The organism is Paeniglutamicibacter gangotriensis Lz1y (assembly GCF_000348945.1).
GTDB classification, from domain to species: domain Bacteria; phylum Actinomycetota; class Actinomycetes; order Actinomycetales; family Micrococcaceae; genus Paeniglutamicibacter; species Paeniglutamicibacter gangotriensis.
Genome location: NZ_AOCK01000009.1, coordinates 154,450 through 174,586, shown reverse-complemented (window position 1 = coordinate 174,586; position 20,137 = coordinate 154,450). Strand labels below are relative to the sequence as shown.

General features: G+C 63.2%; 16 protein-coding genes and 1 pseudogene. 15 read left to right on the top strand and 2 right to left on the bottom strand.

Annotation, left to right across the window (positions count from 1 at the left end):
- Positions 1–123: 123 nt before the first annotated feature.
- From ADIAG_RS14850 to ADIAG_RS21450, 8 genes and pseudogenes are all read left to right on the top strand, one after another.
- Positions 124–3,689: pseudogene (locus ADIAG_RS14850) on the top strand (DNA polymerase III subunit alpha).
- Between the two features lie 131 nt (positions 3,690–3,820).
- The gene (locus ADIAG_RS20420) at positions 3,821–4,960 is read left to right on the top strand and encodes a TetR family transcriptional regulator (RefSeq protein ID WP_007272227.1); all 1,140 of its coding nucleotides are present in this window, start codon (positions 3,821–3,823) and stop codon (positions 4,958–4,960) included.
- A gap of 10 nt (positions 4,961–4,970) precedes the next feature.
- On the top strand, positions 4,971–5,927 hold the full coding sequence (locus ADIAG_RS14840) for an ABC transporter ATP-binding protein (protein WP_007272226.1): 957 nt from the start codon (positions 4,971–4,973) through the stop codon (positions 5,925–5,927).
- Positions 5,924–7,564, top strand: coding sequence for an ABC transporter permease (locus ADIAG_RS14835; protein ID WP_007272225.1), 1,641 nt, complete (start codon positions 5,924–5,926; stop codon positions 7,562–7,564). Before ADIAG_RS14840 ends, ADIAG_RS14835 begins: the two co-directional genes overlap by 4 nt.
- Positions 7,565–7,663: 99 nt before the next feature.
- Positions 7,664–10,756: a Tn3 family transposase gene (locus ADIAG_RS14830; RefSeq protein ID WP_007272224.1), complete on the top strand. Its 3,093-nt coding sequence runs from the start codon at positions 7,664–7,666 to the stop codon at positions 10,754–10,756.
- 166 nt (positions 10,757–10,922) lie between these two features.
- Entirely contained in the window at positions 10,923–11,057 is a 135-nt protein-coding gene (locus ADIAG_RS22445; RefSeq protein WP_007272223.1) for a hypothetical protein, read from the top strand.
- The gene (locus ADIAG_RS22440; RefSeq protein ID WP_268744251.1) at positions 11,002–11,373 is read left to right on the top strand and encodes a DUF4913 domain-containing protein; all 372 of its coding nucleotides are present in this window, start codon (positions 11,002–11,004) and stop codon (positions 11,371–11,373) included. The genes ADIAG_RS22445 and ADIAG_RS22440 overlap by 56 nt, the downstream gene beginning before the upstream one ends.
- Before the next feature lie 556 nt (positions 11,374–11,929).
- A complete protein-coding gene (locus ADIAG_RS21450) occupies positions 11,930–13,201 on the top strand; it encodes a fibronectin type III domain-containing protein (RefSeq protein ID WP_152426178.1) in 1,272 nt (423 codons plus the stop codon).
- Positions 13,202–13,612: 411 nt separating this feature from the next.
- On the opposite strand, the gene ADIAG_RS21905 is transcribed toward ADIAG_RS21450, so the two are convergent.
- A complete protein-coding gene (locus ADIAG_RS21905; protein ID WP_200859402.1) occupies positions 13,613–13,756 on the bottom strand; it encodes a hypothetical protein in 144 nt (47 codons plus the stop codon).
- Between the two features lie 278 nt (positions 13,757–14,034).
- Between ADIAG_RS21905 and ADIAG_RS14820 the strand changes: the two genes are divergently transcribed.
- The 5 genes from ADIAG_RS14820 (at position 14,035) to ADIAG_RS22435 (ending at position 17,011) form a co-directional block, all read left to right on the top strand.
- Positions 14,035–14,616 carry a recombinase family protein gene (locus tag ADIAG_RS14820; RefSeq protein ID WP_007272219.1) on the top strand — a complete coding sequence of 194 codons (582 nt, stop codon included), beginning with the start codon at positions 14,035–14,037 and terminating at the stop codon, positions 14,614–14,616.
- 140 nt (positions 14,617–14,756) lie between these two features.
- Positions 14,757–15,134, top strand: coding sequence for a glyoxalase superfamily protein (locus ADIAG_RS14815; RefSeq protein ID WP_007272218.1), 378 nt, complete (start codon positions 14,757–14,759; stop codon positions 15,132–15,134).
- 160 nt (positions 15,135–15,294) lie between these two features.
- A complete protein-coding gene (locus ADIAG_RS14810) occupies positions 15,295–15,495 on the top strand; it encodes a helix-turn-helix transcriptional regulator (protein WP_007272217.1) in 201 nt (66 codons plus the stop codon).
- On the top strand, positions 15,492–16,688 hold the full coding sequence (locus ADIAG_RS14805) for a type II toxin-antitoxin system HipA family toxin (protein ID WP_007272216.1): 1,197 nt from the start codon (positions 15,492–15,494) through the stop codon (positions 16,686–16,688). The genes ADIAG_RS14810 and ADIAG_RS14805 overlap by 4 nt, the downstream gene beginning before the upstream one ends.
- Entirely contained in the window at positions 16,685–17,011 is a 327-nt protein-coding gene (locus ADIAG_RS22435) for a helix-turn-helix domain-containing protein (protein WP_268744252.1), read from the top strand. The genes ADIAG_RS14805 and ADIAG_RS22435 overlap by 4 nt, the downstream gene beginning before the upstream one ends.
- Here the strand turns inward: ADIAG_RS22435 and ADIAG_RS14795 are convergent.
- The gene (locus ADIAG_RS14795) at positions 17,008–17,448 is read right to left on the bottom strand and encodes a carboxymuconolactone decarboxylase family protein (RefSeq protein ID WP_235045922.1); all 441 of its coding nucleotides are present in this window, start codon (positions 17,446–17,448) and stop codon (positions 17,008–17,010) included. The two genes, ADIAG_RS22435 and ADIAG_RS14795, sit on opposite strands and share 4 nt — an antisense overlap.
- Before the next feature lie 575 nt (positions 17,449–18,023).
- On the opposite strand from ADIAG_RS14795, the gene ADIAG_RS14790 reads away from it, so the two are divergent.
- Positions 18,024–19,292, top strand: a complete 1,269-nt coding sequence (locus tag ADIAG_RS14790) for a sensor histidine kinase (protein WP_007272213.1) — start codon at positions 18,024–18,026, stop codon at positions 19,290–19,292.
- 28 nt (positions 19,293–19,320) lie between these two features.
- Positions 19,321–19,968 (top strand): response regulator transcription factor, encoded by a 648-nt coding sequence (locus ADIAG_RS14785; RefSeq protein ID WP_007272212.1) that lies wholly within the window; start codon positions 19,321–19,323, stop codon positions 19,966–19,968.
- The last annotated feature ends 169 nt before the right edge of the window (positions 19,969–20,137 follow it).

Genomic DNA, 20,137 nt, shown 5'->3' with positions numbered 1-20,137 from the left:
ACGCCCGCATGCGCAGCCCACCAGGGGGAAAGGTGAACCATCGGGCCAAAGGGGAGCGGGCACCATCATGAGCGCAACCAAACATGCACGCATAAGCCTCGGGGCACCACACAGGGGATGCGCATGAGCTTCACCCACCTGCACGTCGCCTCTGCCTTCAGCGCACACTACGGGGTCTCCTGGCCCAAGGACCTGGTGGCAGCCGCGCTCGCCGACGGGGCCGACGCACTAGCCATCACCGACCGCGACGGACTCTACGGAAGCGTCAAACACCTCAAAGCCTGCATCGAACATGGCATCGACCCCATCCTCGGGGTCGATCTGGCCATCCTCGAACCCGATCCGGCAACCACACCCCATACAAAGCCACTGCCCTTGCGCGTTGCCGGCCGAATCGTCGCGCTGGCTAGGGGGCATGACAACGGTGCTGGATATGCGGCACTATGCCGCCTGATCACCGCGGCACACCAGATGAGCACCAGCACGGGGATCAACAAACCGAGAACGGGCATCACCCGCGAGGAACTGGCAGCCCATGCACTGGGCCCCGAGGGCGAAACACTGCTGACGATCCTGCTGGGGGCGGGCTCCGACATCGGACTGGCCACCGCACGCCGGCAGTACACCCACGCCCGTGCCCTACTGCGTACCTGGCGTTCCCTGCTGGGGGGAGACTCCCTCAGGGTGGAGGTCACCACGCACCTGAATACCCCCGGGGCCAAGCTCAGCACAGCACACGCCATCCGCATGCTGCGCTGCGCCGAATCCGTGGGCATCGCCCCCGTCCTGACCAACGAGGTGCGCTACACCGACCCGGATGGGGCGGCAACCGCCGATGTCCTGGACTCCGCACGCGCCCTATCCTCTCTCTCCACCCTCAACGACATCCAACCCAATGGGCAAGGCTGGCTCAAACCCGCCGCACTCATGCACCACCTGGCACGCGAGATCGCAGCCTCCGCCGCCGACACCTCCCTGGCCACCACCCTGCTGCGTAACACCGCAGCGCTCGCCGACTGGGCACGCCTGGACCCCGCCCTGGACACCGGATGGTCGATCCCGGTAGTCCCCGAAGCCCACATCATCGGCATCACCGCCGACCCCAATATCGAACTGGCCTCCCGCGCCGAGGCCGGTATCACCCGGCTCATCCCCGCACAGGCCAACGACCCCGGAATGCGCCACCGCCTGGAGGCAGAGCTCTCCACCATCTCCGACCTCGGCTTCGCCCCCTACTTCCTCACCGTCGCCGAAGTCAGCTCCATGATCACCACCATGGGGATACGCTCAGCCGCCCGCGGGTCCGGGGCCTCCTCGCTGGTGAACTACCTCATCGGGATCAGCCAGGTGAACCCCCTGGCCCACGACCTGCTCTTTGAACGCTTCCTCTCCCGCAGCCGAGCCACCCTGCCCGACATCGACATCGATGTCGAATCCGCCAGACGCCACGAGATCTACCACAAGATCTTCGAACGCTTCGGCGCAGAGCGCGTCAGCCTCATGAGCATGCAGAACGGCTACCGCGCACGCGGGGCGGTACGCGATGCAGGAGCGGCACTGGGCATGGGGGAGGGGGACATCGACGTGATCGCCAAACAGCTCTGGCGCTTCTCCGCAGCATCCTTCCGCGACGCGCTGGCCGAAAAGCCGGAACTCGCGCCCTTCGCCGACCGCCTCGGCACCGAAAAACAACTCGACCTGCTCGTGGACCTCACCGAACGACTCGACCGGTTGCCCCGCCACATCTCCATGCACCCCTGCGGAGTCATCCTCTCCGACGCCTCCTTGGGAAACCGCACCCCGCTGGAACCCAGCGGCATCGAGTTGCCCATGAGCCAATTCGACAAGCACGACATGGACCCCATGGGCATGCTCAAGCTCGATGTGCTGGGGGTGCGCATGCAATCGGCCATCACCTACACCCTGGAAGAAATCGCCCGCATCCACCCCGATGCGCAGGCGGTGGCACAGGCCGGCGGCCACGGGGGAGGGGCGCCCGGATCCATCCCCGACTACATCGATCCCCGCGGAGCCATCGACCTGGCCCTGGTCCCGCTGGACGACGAACCGACCTTCGAGCTCATCCGCTCCACCCACACCCTGGGCTGCTTCCAAATCGAATCCCCGGGACAACGCGAACTCATCGGCAAACTCGCACCGGCCGAATTCAACGACCTCATCATCGACATCTCCCTCTTCCGCCCCGGACCCATGAAATCCAACATGGTCAAGCCCTACCTGGAAAACCGCCACGGCTTCGCCCCCGAAAAATACCCCCACCCGGATCTGGCACCGGCGCTCGCCGAGACCCACGGGGTCACGGTCTTCCACGAACAGGTCTTGCGGATCTTCGATGTGATGACCGAATGCGGGCTGGCCCAGGCCGATGTGTACCGCAGGCTGCTGGGCAACCCGTTGGCCGAACCACAGGTCGAGGCGCTCTTCCGCTCCCGGGCGCTGAGTCGCGGCTACTCGCTCAGTGTCATCGACGAGGTCTGGGCAACCCTGGCGGCCTTTGGCTCCTTCGGCTTCTGCAAGGCCCACGGGGCGGCATTCGCGGTGCCCACCTACCATTCGGCCTGGCTCAAGGCACACACCCCGAGGCCTTCCTGGCCGGCATCTGGGAACACGATCCGGGCATGTACCCCAAGCGGCTGCTGGTCGCCGAGGCCAGACGCATGGGCATCAAGATCCTGCCGCTGGATATCAACCGCTCCGCACCTGGCTACAAGGTGGAGAAACTCGACGGGTTGCTTCCCCCTGCCCACGTGCCGGTGGTGCCGCGGGCTCCGGGCTCCACGCCCCCGGGGAGGTACGGGATCAGGCTCTCGCTGCGCGGGATCCGCGGGGTTTCCGAACGCGAGGTCACCCGCGTGGCCGCGGGGCAGCCCTACGACTCCATCGCCGATGTGCGGGCTCGTTCGGGGCTCAGCCGCACCTCACTGAACCACTTTGCGGCACTGGGCGCCTTCGATTCGCTACAAGCCCGGACCGGGCGTGGGAACCGGGCAGACCTGATCGAGCACCTGCGGACGCCGGCGGGCAAGGTGCTGCCGCAGCGCTATCGTCCGATCCACGGTCAGCTGGCGTTGCCGCTGGGGGACCTGGACTTTGCCAACATGGCCATCGGGGCGGCACAAACACCCTTGGATGAGGTGGTCCGCACCGAGCTGGATTTGATGTCCATCGATGTCACCGCCCACCTGATGGAATCCCACGCCCCGCTGCTGCGGTCCCTGGGGGTCTCGCACTCCCAGGACCTGCTGGGCATGCGCAACGGCACCGAGGTCCTGGTTGCAGGGGTGCGGGTTGCCACCCAGACCCCGCCGATGCGCGGCGGACGGCGGGTCGTGTTCATCTCGGTGGACGACGGAACCGGCTGCGTGGATGCCACATTCTTCCACGAGGCTCAGCAGCGTTGCGGCCCGCTGCTCTTCTCCACCCGGCTGCTGCTGATCCACGGGCTCACCCGGCGCACCGGACCGCGCGGCATCAGCCTGCAGGCGCTGGATGCCTGGGATCTGTCGGAAAAATCCGCACTGCCTGGACCCGGCTATTTGTCCGACCCCGCACGCGCCCGCAACGAGAGCTTCGGCTCCTCCACCAAGCCCGTGCGGAAAACGGGGCAGTCCCTGGCGGCACGCATGGCCGCCGAGGACCTGGACACCCGCGGCTATCTGGGTGCCTGAGGGACAAGCGGCAGCTGGTGAACAGGCGTGACAGGTATTCATAAACACTTTTCACACCTGTTCACATCGCAACCGGGGACGCGAGCATTGGTTGGCCAGGTTGGCCAGGCAGTGATGGCCGGGAGACGGACATGGATCTGATGGGTGTGCTTCACTTCGCGCTCGTGCTCGTCACCCTCAGGGCCCGGGTTTTGGCCCCCATGATGAGGGACGGGAAGCTGCCGTGCAACGAGCGGATCGGCATCAAGACCCGCCACACCCGGGCCAACGACACGGCCTGGAGCGAAGACCACCACGCCGCGGCACCACAGCTGGTGCGGGCGGGCCGCGCAGGCCAACTGGTCCTCCTCGCTGCCGCGCTGCTCTGCCTCCCGGGATGGTTCACCGTGGCCTTCGCGCTCACTGGTGCCGGCTACCTGGTCGTCCCGACCTTCCTGGTCGTTTCGGGCCAGGATGCCAACCGCGTCGCCAAGCCCTTCGCCAACGAGGCCGAACCCGTGCCCGAACAGGACCAACCTTGCCGGTCCCGTGAGCCCCGAAAGTTCGGGACTTTCGACCTATTGCCGGACGCTATACACGCGAGTAGCGTCCTATACATGAGTGCAGCCCGTGAAGACCTAACCGGTCGGGCCCGGCTGCGCGACGCCGCCATCGAGTGCTTCGCTGCGCACGGGTTCGACGAATCACTGCGCGCCATTGCCGCCCGGGCCGGGGTCAGCGCCGGTCTGGTCCGCCACCACTTCGGATCCAAGGAAGCGTTGCGCGCCGAATGCGACGCCACGGTGCTGGCACGCTACCGCACGCTGAAGAACGAAAGCCTCAAGACGCCGCCACAGCAACTCTTCGCCCGGTTCCCGTCCTCGCGCGAGGGCGGGGTCCTGCTGGTCTACATCCTGCGCTCGGTCCGCGCGGGCGGGGACGCGGGACGGGACTTCATCGAGCACCTGGTCACCGAGAATCTGAAGATCTCCCGCGACGCCGTGGAGCGGGGAATCATCGTTCCCAGCTGCGACGAGGAGGCACGCGTGCGTCTCCTGGTCCAGCAATCGGTCGGCGCCATGGTGGTCAGCTTCGCGATGCGTCCCGAGAGGCCGTTGGACGACTTTGGTGCGGTGATGGATCGCTACTACGCCGAGGCCGTGCTGCCGACCCTCGAGCTGTACACCGAGGGGCTGTTTACCACCCGGGAATACCTCGATGAATACCTGGCTTTCCTGGCCGGAACCAGGAACCCGCCCGCGGGCCTCGCGGGAGACACCGTGACACGGTAAGGAGAAAACCATGTCCACCAACACCCAGGCCATTTCGGTGACCGACTTGCACAAAAGCTTCGGTCGCACCGTTGCCCTGGCGGGACTGGATCTGCAGGTCGAGGCGGGGGAGGTCGCCGGGTTCCTCGGGCCCAACGGTTCGGGCAAGTCGACCACCATCCGCATCCTGCTCGGGCTGCTGCGTGCCGATTCGGGCAGCGTGAAGATGCTCGGCGGGGACCCGTGGGACGACGCCGTCCAGCTGCACCGGCGCATCGCCTACGTCCCGGGCGAGGTGGCCCTGTGGCCCAACCTGACCGGCGGGCAGGCCATCGGCATCCTCTCGGCCCTGCGCGGGTCAGTGGACGCCGCCAAGCGCGACAGCCTGCTCGAACGCTTCGACCTGGACCCCACCAAAAAGGCCCGCAGTTATTCCAAGGGCAATCGGCAGAAGGTTGCCCTGGTCGCGGCCTTGGCCTCCGATGCCGAGCTGTTGCTGCTGGACGAGCCGACATCCGGCCTTGACCCGCTGATGGAACAGGTCTTCACCGCCTGCATCCGCGAGGCCAAGGACGCAGGGCGCTCCGTGCTGCTCTCTAGCCACATCTTCGCCGAAGTGGAAAAGCTCTGCGACACCGTGACCATCATCCGCGAGGGTCGGACCGTGGAGGCCGGGCGCCTTGAGGCGCTGCGCCACCTGCACCGCACCACCGTCTCGGTGCTGCTGACCGGAAACGCCAACGCGCTGGCCTCGGTCCCGGGCATCAACGACTTGGTCCTCGACGGGCCCAAGGCCACCTTCACCGTCGTCGAGGAAGACCTTGGCGGCGTGCTCGAGGCTCTTTCAAGGTACTCGCCGCGCTCCTTGGTGTCGGCCCCGCCGTCGCTCGAGGATCTATTCCTGCGCCACTACGGGGGACTGCCCGCGGAGCCGCGCGAGACCAAGGCCGGGCGCCATGCCCACGCACCAGCGGGCGGCGCGCGATGAGCACCTTGACCTTCCCCGTGCGCGCCGGTGCCGGCGCCTCCGCGGCCACGGGCACCCTGGCCGGACTCGGCAACGCGGTGCGCTTCATCCTGCGCCGCAACTGGCTGCGGCTGCTCATCTGGGCCGCGGTGCTGGCCGTGATGATCCCGATGGTTTACGGCTCCCAGCAGGAGGCCTTCCCGACCCAGGCCGCCCGCGACGCCTACGCCCAGGTGGCCAACACCCCGGCCGTGGCCGCGATGACCGGGCTGCCCTACGCCGCGGGCTCGCTCGGCGGAATCCTGGTCATCAAGATCTGGATGACCCTGGCCGTGGCCCTGGGCTTCGCCTCGATCTTCCTGGTCACCCGCAACGGGCGTGCCGACGAGGAGGCCGGGCGCACCGAGCTGCTGCGTTCGGCCGCTCTGGGACGGCACGCCTACTCGGTGGCCAACTACCTGGTGGCAGGCTCGCTATCGGTGGTCACCGGGTTGCTGATCTCCATGCTCTGCCTGTCCCTGTCGCTCCCGAGCGACGGATCCTGGACCATGGGCGCCTCCATTGCCGGAACCGGATTGGCCTTCGTGGCGGTCTCGGCGATCTGCGGCCAGCTGGCGACCACCAGCCGCGGAGCGAACGCGCTGGGCGTGGGCTTGGTGGGCCTGTTCTATTTCATCCGTGCGGGTGCCGACCTGCAAGCCAACGGCACAAACCCGAGCGCGCTGAGCTGGTTCTCGCCCATTGGCTGGGCGCAAAACATGCGCTCCTTCGGGGAGAACAACTGGTGGCCGCTGCTGGCCCTGCTGGGCCTGGCGGTGCTTGGCTGCGCACTGGCTTTGCGCGTGGAATCCCGCAGGGACCTAGGCGCTGGCGTCCTGCCCGAGCGTGGCGGGCCCGCCACGGCTTCGGCTTTCATCTGCGCCCCGCTGGGGCTGGTGCTGCGCCTGCAGCGCGCCTCGCTGCTGGGCTGGTTCATCGGGGCCGCGGTGGCCGGACTGTTCTTCGGTTCGGTCGCCAAAGTGATGGCCTCGGTACTGGACCCGAACAACCCGTTCGCCAAGTCTTTCGTGGGAACCGGGGACAACATACTTGACGAGGTGATGGGCATCTTCGTGCTCTTCAACGGATTGCTGGCCGGGGCCTTCGCCATCCAGACGCTGGCCGGGGCGCGCAGCGAAGAGGAAAGCGGGAGGTTGGAGAGCCAGCTGGCCGGTTCGCTCTCGCGCTTCGGCTGGCTGTGGGCGCACGTCTTGGTGGCGGGGGTCGGCTCCGTGGTGATGCTGCTGGTTGGAGGCTATCTCTCCGGGGCATCCTCCCAGGGCGCGGCGACCGGCGGTTCCATGGCCGCGGCGTCGTTTGGGTACTGGCCGGCGGTGCTGCTGATGCTCGGGGTATTGCTCTTTTGCCAGGGATCCATTCCGCGGCCCAGCACCGGCATCGTGTGGGTCATCTACGGGCTTTCGGTCATGGCTGCGATGTTCGGCGGATTGTTTTTTCTGTCCGAGGACTTCATCAAGCTCACCCCGTTTGGTGCGGTTCCGCGGATCCCGGCCCAGGACTTCGCCCTGCTGCCCCTGGTGGTCCTGTTCGTCATCGCTTTGGTGCTGGCCACGATCGGGTTCTGGCGTTTCCGGGCCAGGGATCTGATGCCCGAATAGCCGACCGGGAATGTGCAGCTTCCCTCTCCTTACTGGGGTCTGAGCTGCAGCGGAACAGTGGTTGGCGCTAAGCCTTCGTAATTGGCTTAGGTTGGTGCCATGCCAGTTGAATTTCTCAGTGATGACCAAGTAGCGGTGTATGGCCAATTCTCCGGTCCGATTTCACGGGCCGAATTGGAACGGTTCTTCTTTCTTGATGACCGGGATCTGGAGTTGGTTGGTCGCCGCCGTGGCGAGGGTAGCCAGCTTGGCTTTGGTTTGCAGCTGGGGACACTACGTTTTCTGGGGACGTTTCTTGATGACCCGGTGGCGGTACCAAAAGCGGCGGTTGACTTCATGGCATCGCAACTCGGGATCGCCGATGGTTCCGTTTTGGGGAGTTACGCGGAGCGGCCAAAGACCCCCTACGAGCACCGCTGGGAGATAGCCCGAGCGTATGGGTACCGGCGGTTGTCAGAGCCCGAAACGGTCGCCGAATTCAAGGGCTTTCTGACGGCTCGTGCCTGGACGCGGGCCGAGCGGCCGACCCAGCTCTTCGATCAGAGCGTGGCGTGGCTTCGTGCGGAGCGGGTGCTGTTGCCGGGAGTGAGCGTGTTGGCCAGACTCGTCGCGGAGGCCAGAAGCACGGCCGGCGATCGGTTGTATTCGGTGCTGGCGCAACGAGTCTCAACGGAACTTGGTCGTGGTCTTGATGGTTTACTCACGGTGCCGGCTGATACCCGATCCTCGGGGTTGGAGCGGATGCGCCGAGCCCCAACCCGGGCCTCGGGGCCGGAGATGGTCCGGGCTTTGGAGCGCGCTGCGGAGATCGCCGGGATGGGTGTCGGCGACGTTGATCTGGGCGAGATTCCGGCGGGGCGTATCCAGGTGCTGGCACGGCAGGGCCTGTCATCGGATGCTGCGACGCTACGACGTATGCCGGAAAAACGCCGGTGGGCGACATTGTTGGCCACCGCCGGGGCGTTACAGGTATCGGCGGTTGATGATGCCCTTGACTTGTTCTCCGTTCTGATGGCGACCAAGCTCATCGGGCCTGCGGTGCGCGCCTCGGCCAAGGACCGGATGAAGTCCTTGCCTCAGTTGAGGCGGGCGTCGGTGACGTTGGCTGCAGCGGCGAAGGTGATGCTCGAATGTGCCGAGGCCCAGGGCACGGGGCTGGACCCGGCTGAGGCGTGGAACAGGTTGCAAGTAGCCATATCGAGGGAGAAGCTCATGTCCGCAGTGGCGACCGTTCAGGAGCTGGCACCCGACGCCGGGGACGACGCGGACCAAGGGCAGGCAGAACTGGTGAAACGATACGCCACCGTCCGGCCATTTGTCGCGGTGATCGCTAAAGTCTTGCCATTGGCTGCAACACCGGCGGGCACTGCGCTGTTGACCGCGGTGCGGGGCCTGAGGTGCCTGGTTGGACGCAAGCGGGTGACCCGGGCGGAGATTGTGGATGAGGTGGTGGTCGGGTCGTGGCGGCGGCTGGTGTTTCCCTCTCCGGAATCGCCGGATGAGCTGGTGGATCACCGGGCCTACACGCTGTGCGTGCTCGAGGCATTGCATCGGGCGTTGCGTCGCCGGGATGTGTACGCGGTGGATTCCGCCCGGTGGGGCGACCCACGGGCACGCCTCCTGGATGGCGAGGCTTGGGAACAGGCCCGTCCCGATGTCCTCACCGCGCTGCGATTACAGGACCCCGTTGATGCGCACCTTAGTGACCTTGCCGCACGACTGGACACGGCCTACACAGCTCTCGCCGCCCGGATCCGACCCGCTGAAGCGGGCTCGGGCACTGCCCCTCTTCGTTTGGAAACAGGCCCCGATGGTCGCACACGCATCCATCAGTCGCGGTTGGAAGCGGTGCCGGAACCGGATACGCTGACCGCGTTGCGGGACACCGTCGAGCGAATGCTGCCCCGGGTGGATCTTCCTGACGTGCTGCTGGAAGTGAACGCCTGGACCGGCTATTTGAACGATTTCACCCACCTGGGCATGACGGGGCAGGCCTCCGGTTCCAGACTCACCGATCTGGCGACCTCGATGGCCGCGGTACTGGTCGCCGAAGGCTGCAACCTCGGATTCGCGCCGGTGATCAAACACGGACATCCGGCATTGAGCCGTCGCCGGCTCTCACATGAGGCGCAGAATTACCTGCGCAGCGACACCCTGGCCGCCGCCAACGCCCGTCTCATCGATGCCCAGGCCGGTGTGCCGACGGCCCGGGCCTGGGGCGGCGGGCTGGTGGCCTCCGTCGATGGGTTGCGGTTCGTTGTCCCGGTCCGCACCTTAGACGCCGGCCCGAATCCGCATTATTTCGGTCAGGGCCGCGGCGTGACCTGGCTCAACGCCATCAACGACCAGGTGTCCGGCATCGGTGCCGTGGTGGTGACCGGCACGATGCGCGACTCTTTGCATGTCCTGGACGTGATCCTCAACCGTGACGGCGGACCCGCCCCGCAGATGATCGCGACGGATACCGCCTCTTACTCCGACATCGTGTTCGGGCTCTTCCGTCTGCTGGGCTACCAGTTCAGCCCGCGTCTGGCCGATATGCCCGACCAGCGTCTGTGGCGCCTCACCGTGCCCGGCGGGCAGGCTGTTGATTATGGTTCCCTGAACGCCGTCGCAACGAACAAGCTCTCCGCCGGGCGCATCAGGGGCCAATGGGCCGACATGCTGCGCGTGGTGGGGTCCCTGCACAGCGGTTCGGTCGCCGGCTATGACCTGTTGCGGATGCTGAGCCGCGACGGCAACCCCACCCCGCTCGGGGCGGCGTTCGCCGACTATGGGCGTGCCGCAAAGACCCTGCATCTGCTGGCCATGTACGACCCGGACGATGAGAGCTACCGTCGATCGATCCACGTTCAACTCACCGTCCAGGAATCCCGGCACCGCATGGCCCGGAAAATCTTCTATGGCCAGCGTGGGGAACTGCGCCAGCGATACCGTGAGGGCCAGGAGGACCAGCTCGGCGCCCTCGGGCTCGTTTTGAACGCGGTCATCCTGTGGAACACCCGCTACATCGATGCGGCTCTGACGGCCCTGCGGGAGCAGGGACATCCCGTGGATGACGCCGACGTGGCGAGGCTTTCTCCCTTGGGAGACGCGCACATCAATGTCCACGGCAGGTATTCCTTCGCTACCCCCTTCGACGACAATCTCCGGCCATTGCGTAACCCGGCAAATTCTCCCGACGACGAATAGCGATGTCCACAATCGGTCGTTTTCGGACGCCGTGCAGGCTTAGCGTCGGATATTCGGCGAATTCAAGCCGCCCCAGCCTCACGAACTCCAACACCGCGATGAAGAACCGCAAGCGCATCATCGGTGCGGCCCAGCCCAACCGGACCCAGGAAAAGGTGTTGTCCCGATGATGTCGGTCCCGGATGAAGAATTGGTTGACCTTGACGACGCCACGGAGGAACCAGAGGCGCAGGCCGAGCACGCAGGTGAAGGGCAACCCGCCCCGGCACTGTCCTTCACCTACCGGGATTGCGAGCAATAGCTACAGGAGTTGGCGCTGCCGCACTACCTGCGCAGGCTCTACGGCACCAATAAGTGGGCACCCAACTGGTTCGACTACCCGGCACCGGAAGCCGACCCCCCCGGTCCAGGCGCTCTGGGTGACCTGGGAACAGGTGAAGCTGGACGGACCCCAAGCGATCCTGGTGTACTACCGGGACCACTTCTACCCGCTGATGGACCGGCTCACCAGCCCCGACGGGCCATTCCACGCCTTGATGAAACCACGCACCCGCACCCGCCGGAACCATAGCCGATATTTGCGGCTCCCGAGGGACATTCCCCAGGTTGATATTTAGCCATAAAAAAGGCAAAGGGGCGACCCCCCAGTAAACTTTGTCGCACCCCCGCGCGGCTATCTCCAAAGTGCATTGGCCCTGAAGAAAATGTTTAGTGTTGGGCTTAAGTCACCAAGAGTTCTCGGGCGGACTCTGTCCATGCGGCGGCCTCAACCAGAGGCTTGACACCATGAAATTATTCGAGAGGCCAAAAACTCTAGTCTATCTTTCACTGGCAAGCGCTGCGAGTTTGTATAACAGCGAGGATCCTCGCGTCGATGAGAACCGGTTCTTGAGTGCCTTGTTCCGCGCTGCGATGTACTTATGCTGGTCATGAGAGCAGCCGCCGCATGGACAGTGAAAAATAGTGGCAACCTCGAACCTAACGAACTGAGTTTCCTGTTCCTTCAGCGTAATTAAGTTAAAGGTACAAGTGTTTCAGGGATTTTAAATCAAGCCTACACCTGCATGTTTGCCTGCATGCTGTCGACAATCTCGGATAAGCTAATTTAGCTATACAGATCATCCAAGATGTCCAGTAGGTCAAGATTGAATCGTGAGACGAATGAATAAATTAATGCGAAAAACTACAAGATATTGTGCTTTTGTTATGACTATATTGTTCATTTCAAGCTCGCTTCCTGCTTCGGCTTCCGTGACTGATATAGAACCAGTTGCGAACCAAATAAGCAGTACCGATACCCAGCATGAAGAATCAGATTTTGCCATCAAAAAAGATCGCCATGGCAATGTGGAAATTCGAGATGGCGAAAATTTGGTTGATGTGCAAGAGATTGCGTCAGCAGCATTGCCCGATTTCTTCAAAGTAGAAACCGAAGACGGTACAGCACTCCTCAATGGCTCTCTTCTCGAATCTAAGAATCCAGAAGATCGCGCAGCCGCACTTGTCAGCCCAACGAAAGTTGATCTTCTTTGGCCAGATATGGGAGCAGCAAGAACCTACATTTATCGCGATGAAGTGCTTTTGGCGACCTTGAATGGGGAGACTTCATTTGTAGACACGAGTATCAATCCTGGATCGAAATACGAATATACAGTGACTGCTGAAACGCCGCTGAGTAGGGACGAAATGAATGAATTCGTTACTTCAGATGAGGCTGAGCGCATCGATGCAGGCGAGATGGAAGTCCCAAGCGCTGGTACTACGTGGGGCATACCCGCAACGGTACCTAAAGATTCGACTGACGTCGCAGTAGTTGCCGCCGCGCAGGTTGCCGCAAAGGCTGCTGCCGCACGTACGAGCACGGAATTCCGTTATAAGACCTTTATTGCGGGAGCAACAGCACCAGCGCCACAAGGCGCTTGCACTCCGCCAATCGGCAGTTATCGATTTAAGGGAGACAATCGTAGCTGGAGCACAGGGGGATCCAATAGAACCTATGCCAGAGTTACCATGAATTGGAGCAATAAGACCATGACTTTTGGCAAGTCTGTTGGCTCAACTACCCGTCAGAAAAAAGTAAGTGGCGTATGGAAAAACGAGTCCACTAAAACTGCCTCAGCCTCCGGGATCACATTCAAAAATCAGGGCATGTCTTCAACATCAGGTACTGCATACATCAATGTGGTGGTTACCAATCCACTGTGTAACACGGCTGCAACCCTGCCGATTTTTGGCCGAATGACTGTCAACATCACCAAATCAGGTAGCTTCTCGCTCAGAAACGCCATTCGCCGACCTGTTCCGCATCACGAGACCTATATCAAGGCAAATAACCAGTCCAGCTGGAAGACGATCTTCGGTCGTACGAATAAGGGATTTGGGTGCTTGACACGCGTAAACGTCTGCAACTACGAATCGCTGAACTTCGACAATGGCAGGTACTGAATGGCGCAAACACCCGTACAATCAGGTCTAGAGAAATAATCAACTTTCAAAAGGAGATCCCGTGGCAAATCTAGCTCACGAGGTGCCAACAAAAACATTGCCGTCGAAGAGCGGACCTCTAATCGCCTTCGTACTTCTCGCCTTCTCCATCTGGCTAGTATTCATCAACGACAATACTTTTCTGCTCATCCCACCAGTAGTAATCGCGGTTTGGTGTGTCAAGGGCCTGCGAAGGAATAGGTGGTATTGGTTGCCGCTTATTCCGAGCATCGTGGGTATAGCACTTATGATGGTTGCGCTAATTATTGGGTGGACTTCGACTACATAATTTTTGAATGTTTTCAACAGTACGAATGAAGGTCCGGCCCCAGTCCAACGGGGCCGGACCTTCATTCGTACTGTTATGTGAGCCTACAGAACGCCGTCCTTGACAGCGATACCTTCGTAGTACTCCTGGGATTGAACCACATCATCGGCGTAGGGCTTGTACGAGTAGTGCTCCAGCTCGATGAGGCCAGCCGGCATGCCCGAGATGGTCAGGATAGCCCGGCCCAAAGCTTGGCCATGCCCTTCTCCCCGTAGGCTTCCACGCCCTGGTTCTAGGACTGGAAGAACATACTCACGATGATGCCCCGGGACCTGTAGTGGCTATGGGGGCGGCTTACTGGTAATTCGCCGAATATCCGACGCTAAGCCTGCACGGCGTCCGAAAACGACCGGTTCTGAGACGATTCCGGGGTCCAGCGACGCGCCGATCAAAAATCGTCCATAACCCGTCTCATAACATACTCGGTGACAGTAATGTTGTGAGACGGTTGTGAGACAGTTGGTCCATGGCAACCCAGCAATTCAATCTCATCGGTTACGCCCGCGTATCCACCAACGGACAAGACTCCCAGCTCCAGCGCGATGCCCTCGAAACCGCCGGCTGCGGGCGGATCTTCGAAGACAAAATTTCCAGCCGCGCCACCGCCCGCCCGGGGCTCGTTGAAGCGCTCGGCCATCTCCGTCCGACGGACACCTTGTGCGTATGGAAATTGGATCGCCTCGGCCGGTCGGTGAAGGAAGTACTTACCATCGCCGACGGCCTCCACGACCAAGGAGTCGGCCTGCGCATTCTCACCGGAACCCTCACGGGAACCTACAGCCCAACAGGAGAAGGGAAATTCTTCTTCGTCATGATGGCCGCGTTCGCCGAACTCGAGCGCGACATGATCCGTGAACGCACCATGGCCGGCCTCGCCGCAGCCCGAGCCCAGGGCCGCACCGGCGGCCGCCCCACCGTCATGAATGCCGATACCCTCGCCGCCGCCCGAGCCAGGAATGCCAACGGGGAAAGTCCCACCCAGATCGCCAAAGCACTCGGCGTATCCCGGGCATCCATTTACCGCCACCTGCCCATCAGCAACACTTGAACCATGTCACCCCAACAGATTACTTAGCGCCAACCACTGTTCCGCTGCAGTTCAGACCCCTTACTGGAGCTGCACCACCGGGTCGGCATAGCTCCAGTAACCCTTTACGCCGCTACTGCCGCGGCAGTAGCGTGGGCGCCATGGACTGGAAACTAGAACTGGTGTTTGTCCCCGTGTCCGATGTGGACCGTGCCAAGGATTTTTATGTCAACAAGGTTGGCTTCAACGCCGATCACGACGAACGGCCTACCGAGTCGATCCGCTTCGTCCAGCTGACCCCGCCGGGTTCCGCCTGCTCCATCACCATTGGTGAGGGGCTGACCGACGCGGCTCCCGGTTCGGCTCCCATGCTTCAGATGGTGGTCAGTGACATCCAGGTGGCGCACGATGAGCTGAAGGCCAAGGGGGTGGAGGTCAGCGACGTGATGATCCTGGACTGGGGGCACTTCGTGTACTTCGCCGATCCTGACGGGAATAAGTGGGCGGTGCAGTACCTGCCGCAGTGCCCGAACGGATAGCTGCCGAATCGGCAGTAAGTTGCCGGTTGACCCTCTTGTGTTGGATGCAACCAAACCGAGAGCCCGCTTTCGGCAAGATCTTGCCGAAAGCGGGTTTTTCATGGATCATGGGAAGGGGGAGCATCGAGAACGGCAATATTTTGCCGGTAGAGGGAGTGGTATGGAAACCGTATCGGTGTTGGGGCTGGAGATTCGCCGGGCCCGCAAAGACGCCGGGTTGACCCAAGGGGAGCTGGCCGACCTGGCCGAGGTCTCCGAGCGAACCGTGCGCGCACTGGAAACCGCCACAGGTAATCCGTCCCTGCGCGCGGTGGCCTCGGTCCTCAATGTCCTGGGGCTCAAGCTTGGCGTCGGTCGATGACCCCGGACCTCCAACGGCTCAGGTTCATCGAGCGTGCCGACGTCTACAAGAACGGCGTCCACGCGGGGGAGCTGTCCCGGACGGCTGCCGGGGGCATCCGCTTCGGCTATCTGGCCAACTACCTTGCAGAAGGCCATGCGCCGGTGGCCTTCTCCCTGCCGCCGGACACCGCCGCGGTCGAGACGTCCAACGGTGCTCTTCCCGCGTTCTTTGCGGGGTTACTTCCCGAGGGGCACCGCCTGACGGTGCTGAAGAATGCAACTAAGACCAGCTTCGACGACGAATTGACCTTGCTGCTCGCTGTGGGGGCCGATGTCCCGGGCGACGTGCAGGTCGTTCCCGCGGGAGATGTTCCCGCCGAACCCGAGGCGCTGGCCGACACCTCGAATCCGGAGGACCTGGACTTCGCCGTGCTGGCGAACTCTGTGGACCTGCACGCACTTCCAGGTGTGCAAGACAAGGCGAGCGCTTCGATGCTCACCACTCCGTTGGCAACGCGGGGCCAACGCTATCTGCTCAAGCTGGATCCCGCGCAGAACCCCCATCTGGTGGCCAACGAGGCCGCACACCTGGTCGGGGCGAGGAACCTGAATCTCCCGGTGGCGCGCAACCGGCTCATCCATGACAAGAACGGCCTGACCGGCCTGCTGGTCGAGCGGTTCGACCGCCGGAAGGGAACCGATGGCCACTGGCACCGGATGGCCCTCGAGGACGGAACGCAGGTCATGGGCCTGCCCCCGGCCGCGAAGTACGCCGTGGCAGCCGAGGACGTTGCCTTGGCCCTGGCCCGTTTGTGCGTTGCCCCGGTGGTGGCCAGCCGCAACCTCTACCTGCAGTACGCCTTTGCGTGGCTGACCGGCAACGGGGACCTGCATGCCAAGAACCTCTCGGTCCTGGCGCGGGAGGACGGCGGCTTCGAGATCTCGCCCCTCTATGACCTGCCCTGCACGCTGCTCTACGGGGATGAGACCCTGGCCCTTCCGGTCTCCGGGAAACTCAAGAACCTCAAGGCCCGGCATTGGGCGCAATTCGCCGACTCCCTCGGATTGCCGGCCAGGGCAGCGGCTTCGGCAAACCGGCTCGCACTCAAGGCCGCGGCCTCGGTGGACCTGACCGCACTGCCCTTCGCGGGTTCCCCGTTGCGCGGAGCCCAGCGGGAACTGCGCTTCCGCCGGCACGAGATGCAGGGATAGGGCCGCGTCGGCGGATACGTTGTGGCTTTTTTCCGCGCAGCGGGCTGCCCTGTGCTGGGTCGGAAACGGCCATAACCCAGCGGTGCTCCCCATGCACCAACCGCCGTATCGAGGCGCTGACGCTGCGCGAACGCGAGGTGCTGGCGCTGATGGCCGAGGGCCGCGCCAACCTAGGAATTGCCCAACGACTGTGGCTGACCGGATGCACCGTGGAGAGGCATGTGGGCAACATCCTGGCCAAGCTCGAGCTGCCATTGGACCCGCAGGACCACCGCAGGGTCCTGGTGGTCATGTCCTACCTGCAGGCGCAGGGCAGGAGCTAGGGCTTGACCGGGTAGCGGGAAGCGATCGCGACCCGGTTGAACATGTTGATCGCCGCGCTCAGCCAGGCGACGGCCGAGATCTGGTCGTCGGAAAGCACCGCCCTGGCCATGGTGTAAACCCCATGCGGGACGTGGTCCACCGAGACCATGGTGATGGATTCGCACAATGCCAAGGCCGCGCGTTCCACCGCCGTGAAGTACTCGGAGTCGGCCCACGCGGAGACCACGGCCAGTCGATCGGTACTTTCCCCGAGTTCGAGGGCATCACGTGTATGCATGCGCAGGCAATAGGTGCAACCATTGATTTGCGAGGCACGCACCTTGAGCAGCTCGCGAAGCTTGGGATCAATTCCTGCGGCATCGGCAGAATCGCTGGCAGCCTTGTTCATGGCCAACAGCGCCGCATACGCAGCAGGATCGGACTTGCTGAGATTCACCCTGGGTTCCATGACTAGATGCTAGCCCGGCTTGCTGAGAAGTTGCTAGGGGTTGACAGCCGGCCCCCAGAACCCATCAGTCCGCGTTTGGACAGATGGGCCCGCATATTCGGCGTCAACAGGTCCTCGCGATGTTCGCCAATGCGCTGGGCCAGGACTTCTGTCGCATCCGTAGGAGTCAGGTGCCCCGCGCCTGATCGTGGTTGCGACGTGCTCTTGAGATTCGTTGCCCAAGGGTAGGGTCCTACCCTTGGATAAGGGCGTCGCTAACCAAGGTTAAGGCCCTAACCTTGGATGGCGCCCGTGTAGCCGACGGTTCAGAGCGGTACTTTTCCATGACCCTGAGTCAGGCGAAGTCGTGCTCCCGGTGTGGCCCGTAGTGAAAAACGGGGGAAATCCCCCGGGTAAAAGGGCGGGCTGCCCCATGTCGCCACCTGATTTTCCGTAGAATGCTAGAGAGCGTGAACACGACTACGATGGCCTCACGCCCGGATAAAAGCGCCGTTGGCACCATGATGCCAACATTCTCAGTAACCGCACCACCTAGCTCCATATATCAGAGGGATCAGAAATTCGTGCCGGCATTTTTCAAGAGAACCACGTGGCGAGCCTTTGCCTACCACTGGGCCATGCTGTTGCTGGTTCCCTTCGGCTTCACCTATGCCATCCTGACGATTTCCTTGGGGGCATCGCTCCTGGTGACCATCGTCGGACTGAGCGTTGCCGCGGCTATGGTCATGGGTGCACGATCCTGGGGCCGGCTGCAGCGAGCCCTCGCCGGGTCGCTGTTGGAGCAGCACGTCGAGGCCCCACCGCGGCTCGTGAGGCGTCCAGGATTCATGGGCTTCATTCGCTCCGGGCTGGGCGACGCAAGTGGTTGGCGCGCCCTTGCGCACATGCTGGTCAGCTTCGCGACAACCCTGGTTGCCTCCCTGCTCAGCATCACCTTTCTTGTCACGGGCCTGGGCTGCCTGACCTACTGGTACTGGGTTCAGTGGCTTCCCCTGCAGCAAGCAACGGACGGCAGCTGGCACCGGGGGACCAGTATCGGGTCCAACATCTACGCCGAGGGGCCGACCTGGAACCTGGTGTACGTGGCCGTCGGGCTGCTATTCACTTTCCTGTTGTGGCCCGCGATCAACAACGGACTGGCGCGCCTGCAGGGCATGCTGGCCGCCGGGTTGCTGGGACCCACCGAGGCGCAACTACGAGTGAAAAGTGTTGAAGAACGACGCAAACACACGGTGCAGGACGCCGACGCCCGGCTGGCGCAGATCGAACGGGACCTGCACGACGGGACCCAGGCCCAGCTCGTGGCCATCGCCATGAAACTGGGTGATGCCAGGGACCGGTTGGCCGATAAAGACATCGAGGAAAACATCAAGTCGCTGTTGACCAGCGCGCAGGGAACCGCATCCGATGCGTTGAGCGACCTGCGGTCCTTGGCCAGCGGCATCCGGCCCGCGGTCATCAACGATGGACTGGATACGGCGCTGGAATCGCTGGTTGCAGCGGCGCCGATGCCCGTGTCCCTAACCTATTCGTTGGCTTCCCGTCCGGGCCCGGCGATCGAGGCCATCGCCTACTTCTGTGCCGCGGAACTGCTGAACAACGCGGCCAAGCATTCCTCAGGAACGCGCATCACTTTGAAGGTCGCTACGGCCAACCACGGAAAACTCCTGGTGCTCAGCGTGCTTGACGATGGCATCGGAGGAGTGGACCCCACAGCCGGAAGCGGCATCACGGGGCTCAAGGCGCGTGCAGCAAACGTCGACGGGACCTTGGACATTTCCTCGCCGCGCGGTGGCCCCACCGAGATCACTCTCAGCCTGCCGCTTTCGTGAACGGGAACGATCCGGGGGAAACTTGGGCATGAGGATTTCCATTGCCGAGGATTCGGCCCTGCTGCGCGCCGGGCTCACCGAATTGCTGACCGGCCGCGGGCACCAGGTGCTCACCGCCGTGGACAACGCCGATGACCTGCTCGCCTCCGTGGAGATGCAGGCCCCCGACGTGGTGATCATGGATAACCGGATGCCGCCGACCCACACCAACGAAGGTATTCAGGCGGCCCTGGTGCTGCGCAGAACCCACCCCGACGTCGGGGTGCTGGTGCTCTCGCAATATGTGGAGACGCGCTATGCTTCAGCACTCTTTGGCGGGACGCCCTCGGGCACCGGATATTTGCTCAAGGACCGGGTGGCTGATGTTGCCACGTTCATCCAGGCGCTGGTGCGGATTGCCGCCGGGGAAACCGTGCTTGACCCGGAAGTCGTGCGCCAACTCATGAGCGTCTCGAACCGGCCCGCGGGGCTTCAGCGGCTGACCCCGCGGGAACAGTCGGTGATCGAACTCATGGCGCAGGGTCGCACCAACGCGGGGATCTGTGCGGAGCTCTTCCTCTCGGCGGGGGCGGTGGAGAAGAACATCACCGCGATCTTCTCCAAGCTGGGCCTGGAACCATCCGGAGGCGACCACCGACGGGTGCTGGCCGTGCTCAAATACCTGGAGCACGCGTAGCCCGGACCTGCCGGACCCTCGAAACCCCGGGCCTAGGGCCGTGCGCGGTCGCGCGGTTTGGAGCCGTCGGACGGTTGAAACGATGATGTCACGATGACATGCGCGCTTTCCGATTGGTTGGCACCGGTGGGAGTCGGTTAAGCTGGGTGTTGGCTGGCTGTGGCCACCG

Excerpts from the sequence above, each read along its gene's own strand:
- ADIAG_RS21450 (WP_152426178.1), top strand. The coding sequence starts at position 11,930 with ATGCGAAAAACTACAAGATATTGTGCTTTTGTTATGACTATATTGTTC.
- ADIAG_RS14840 (WP_007272226.1), top strand. The coding sequence starts at position 4,971 with ATGTCCACCAACACCCAGGCCATTTCGGTGACCGACTTGCACAAAAGC.
- ADIAG_RS14835 (WP_007272225.1), top strand. The coding sequence starts at position 5,924 with ATGAGCACCTTGACCTTCCCCGTGCGCGCCGGTGCCGGCGCCTCCGCG.
- ADIAG_RS14810 (WP_007272217.1), top strand. The coding sequence starts at position 15,295 with ATGGAAACCGTATCGGTGTTGGGGCTGGAGATTCGCCGGGCCCGCAAA.
- ADIAG_RS20420 (WP_007272227.1), top strand. The coding sequence starts at position 3,821 with ATGGATCTGATGGGTGTGCTTCACTTCGCGCTCGTGCTCGTCACCCTC.
- ADIAG_RS22445 (WP_007272223.1), top strand. The coding sequence starts at position 10,923 with ATGATGTCGGTCCCGGATGAAGAATTGGTTGACCTTGACGACGCCACG.
- ADIAG_RS14815 (WP_007272218.1), top strand. The coding sequence starts at position 14,757 with ATGGACTGGAAACTAGAACTGGTGTTTGTCCCCGTGTCCGATGTGGAC.
- ADIAG_RS14805 (WP_007272216.1), top strand. The coding sequence starts at position 15,492 with ATGACCCCGGACCTCCAACGGCTCAGGTTCATCGAGCGTGCCGACGTC.
- ADIAG_RS14820 (WP_007272219.1), top strand. The coding sequence starts at position 14,035 with ATGGCAACCCAGCAATTCAATCTCATCGGTTACGCCCGCGTATCCACC.
- ADIAG_RS14830 (WP_007272224.1), top strand. The coding sequence starts at position 7,664 with ATGCCAGTTGAATTTCTCAGTGATGACCAAGTAGCGGTGTATGGCCAA.
- ADIAG_RS14785 (WP_007272212.1), top strand. The coding sequence starts at position 19,321 with ATGAGGATTTCCATTGCCGAGGATTCGGCCCTGCTGCGCGCCGGGCTC.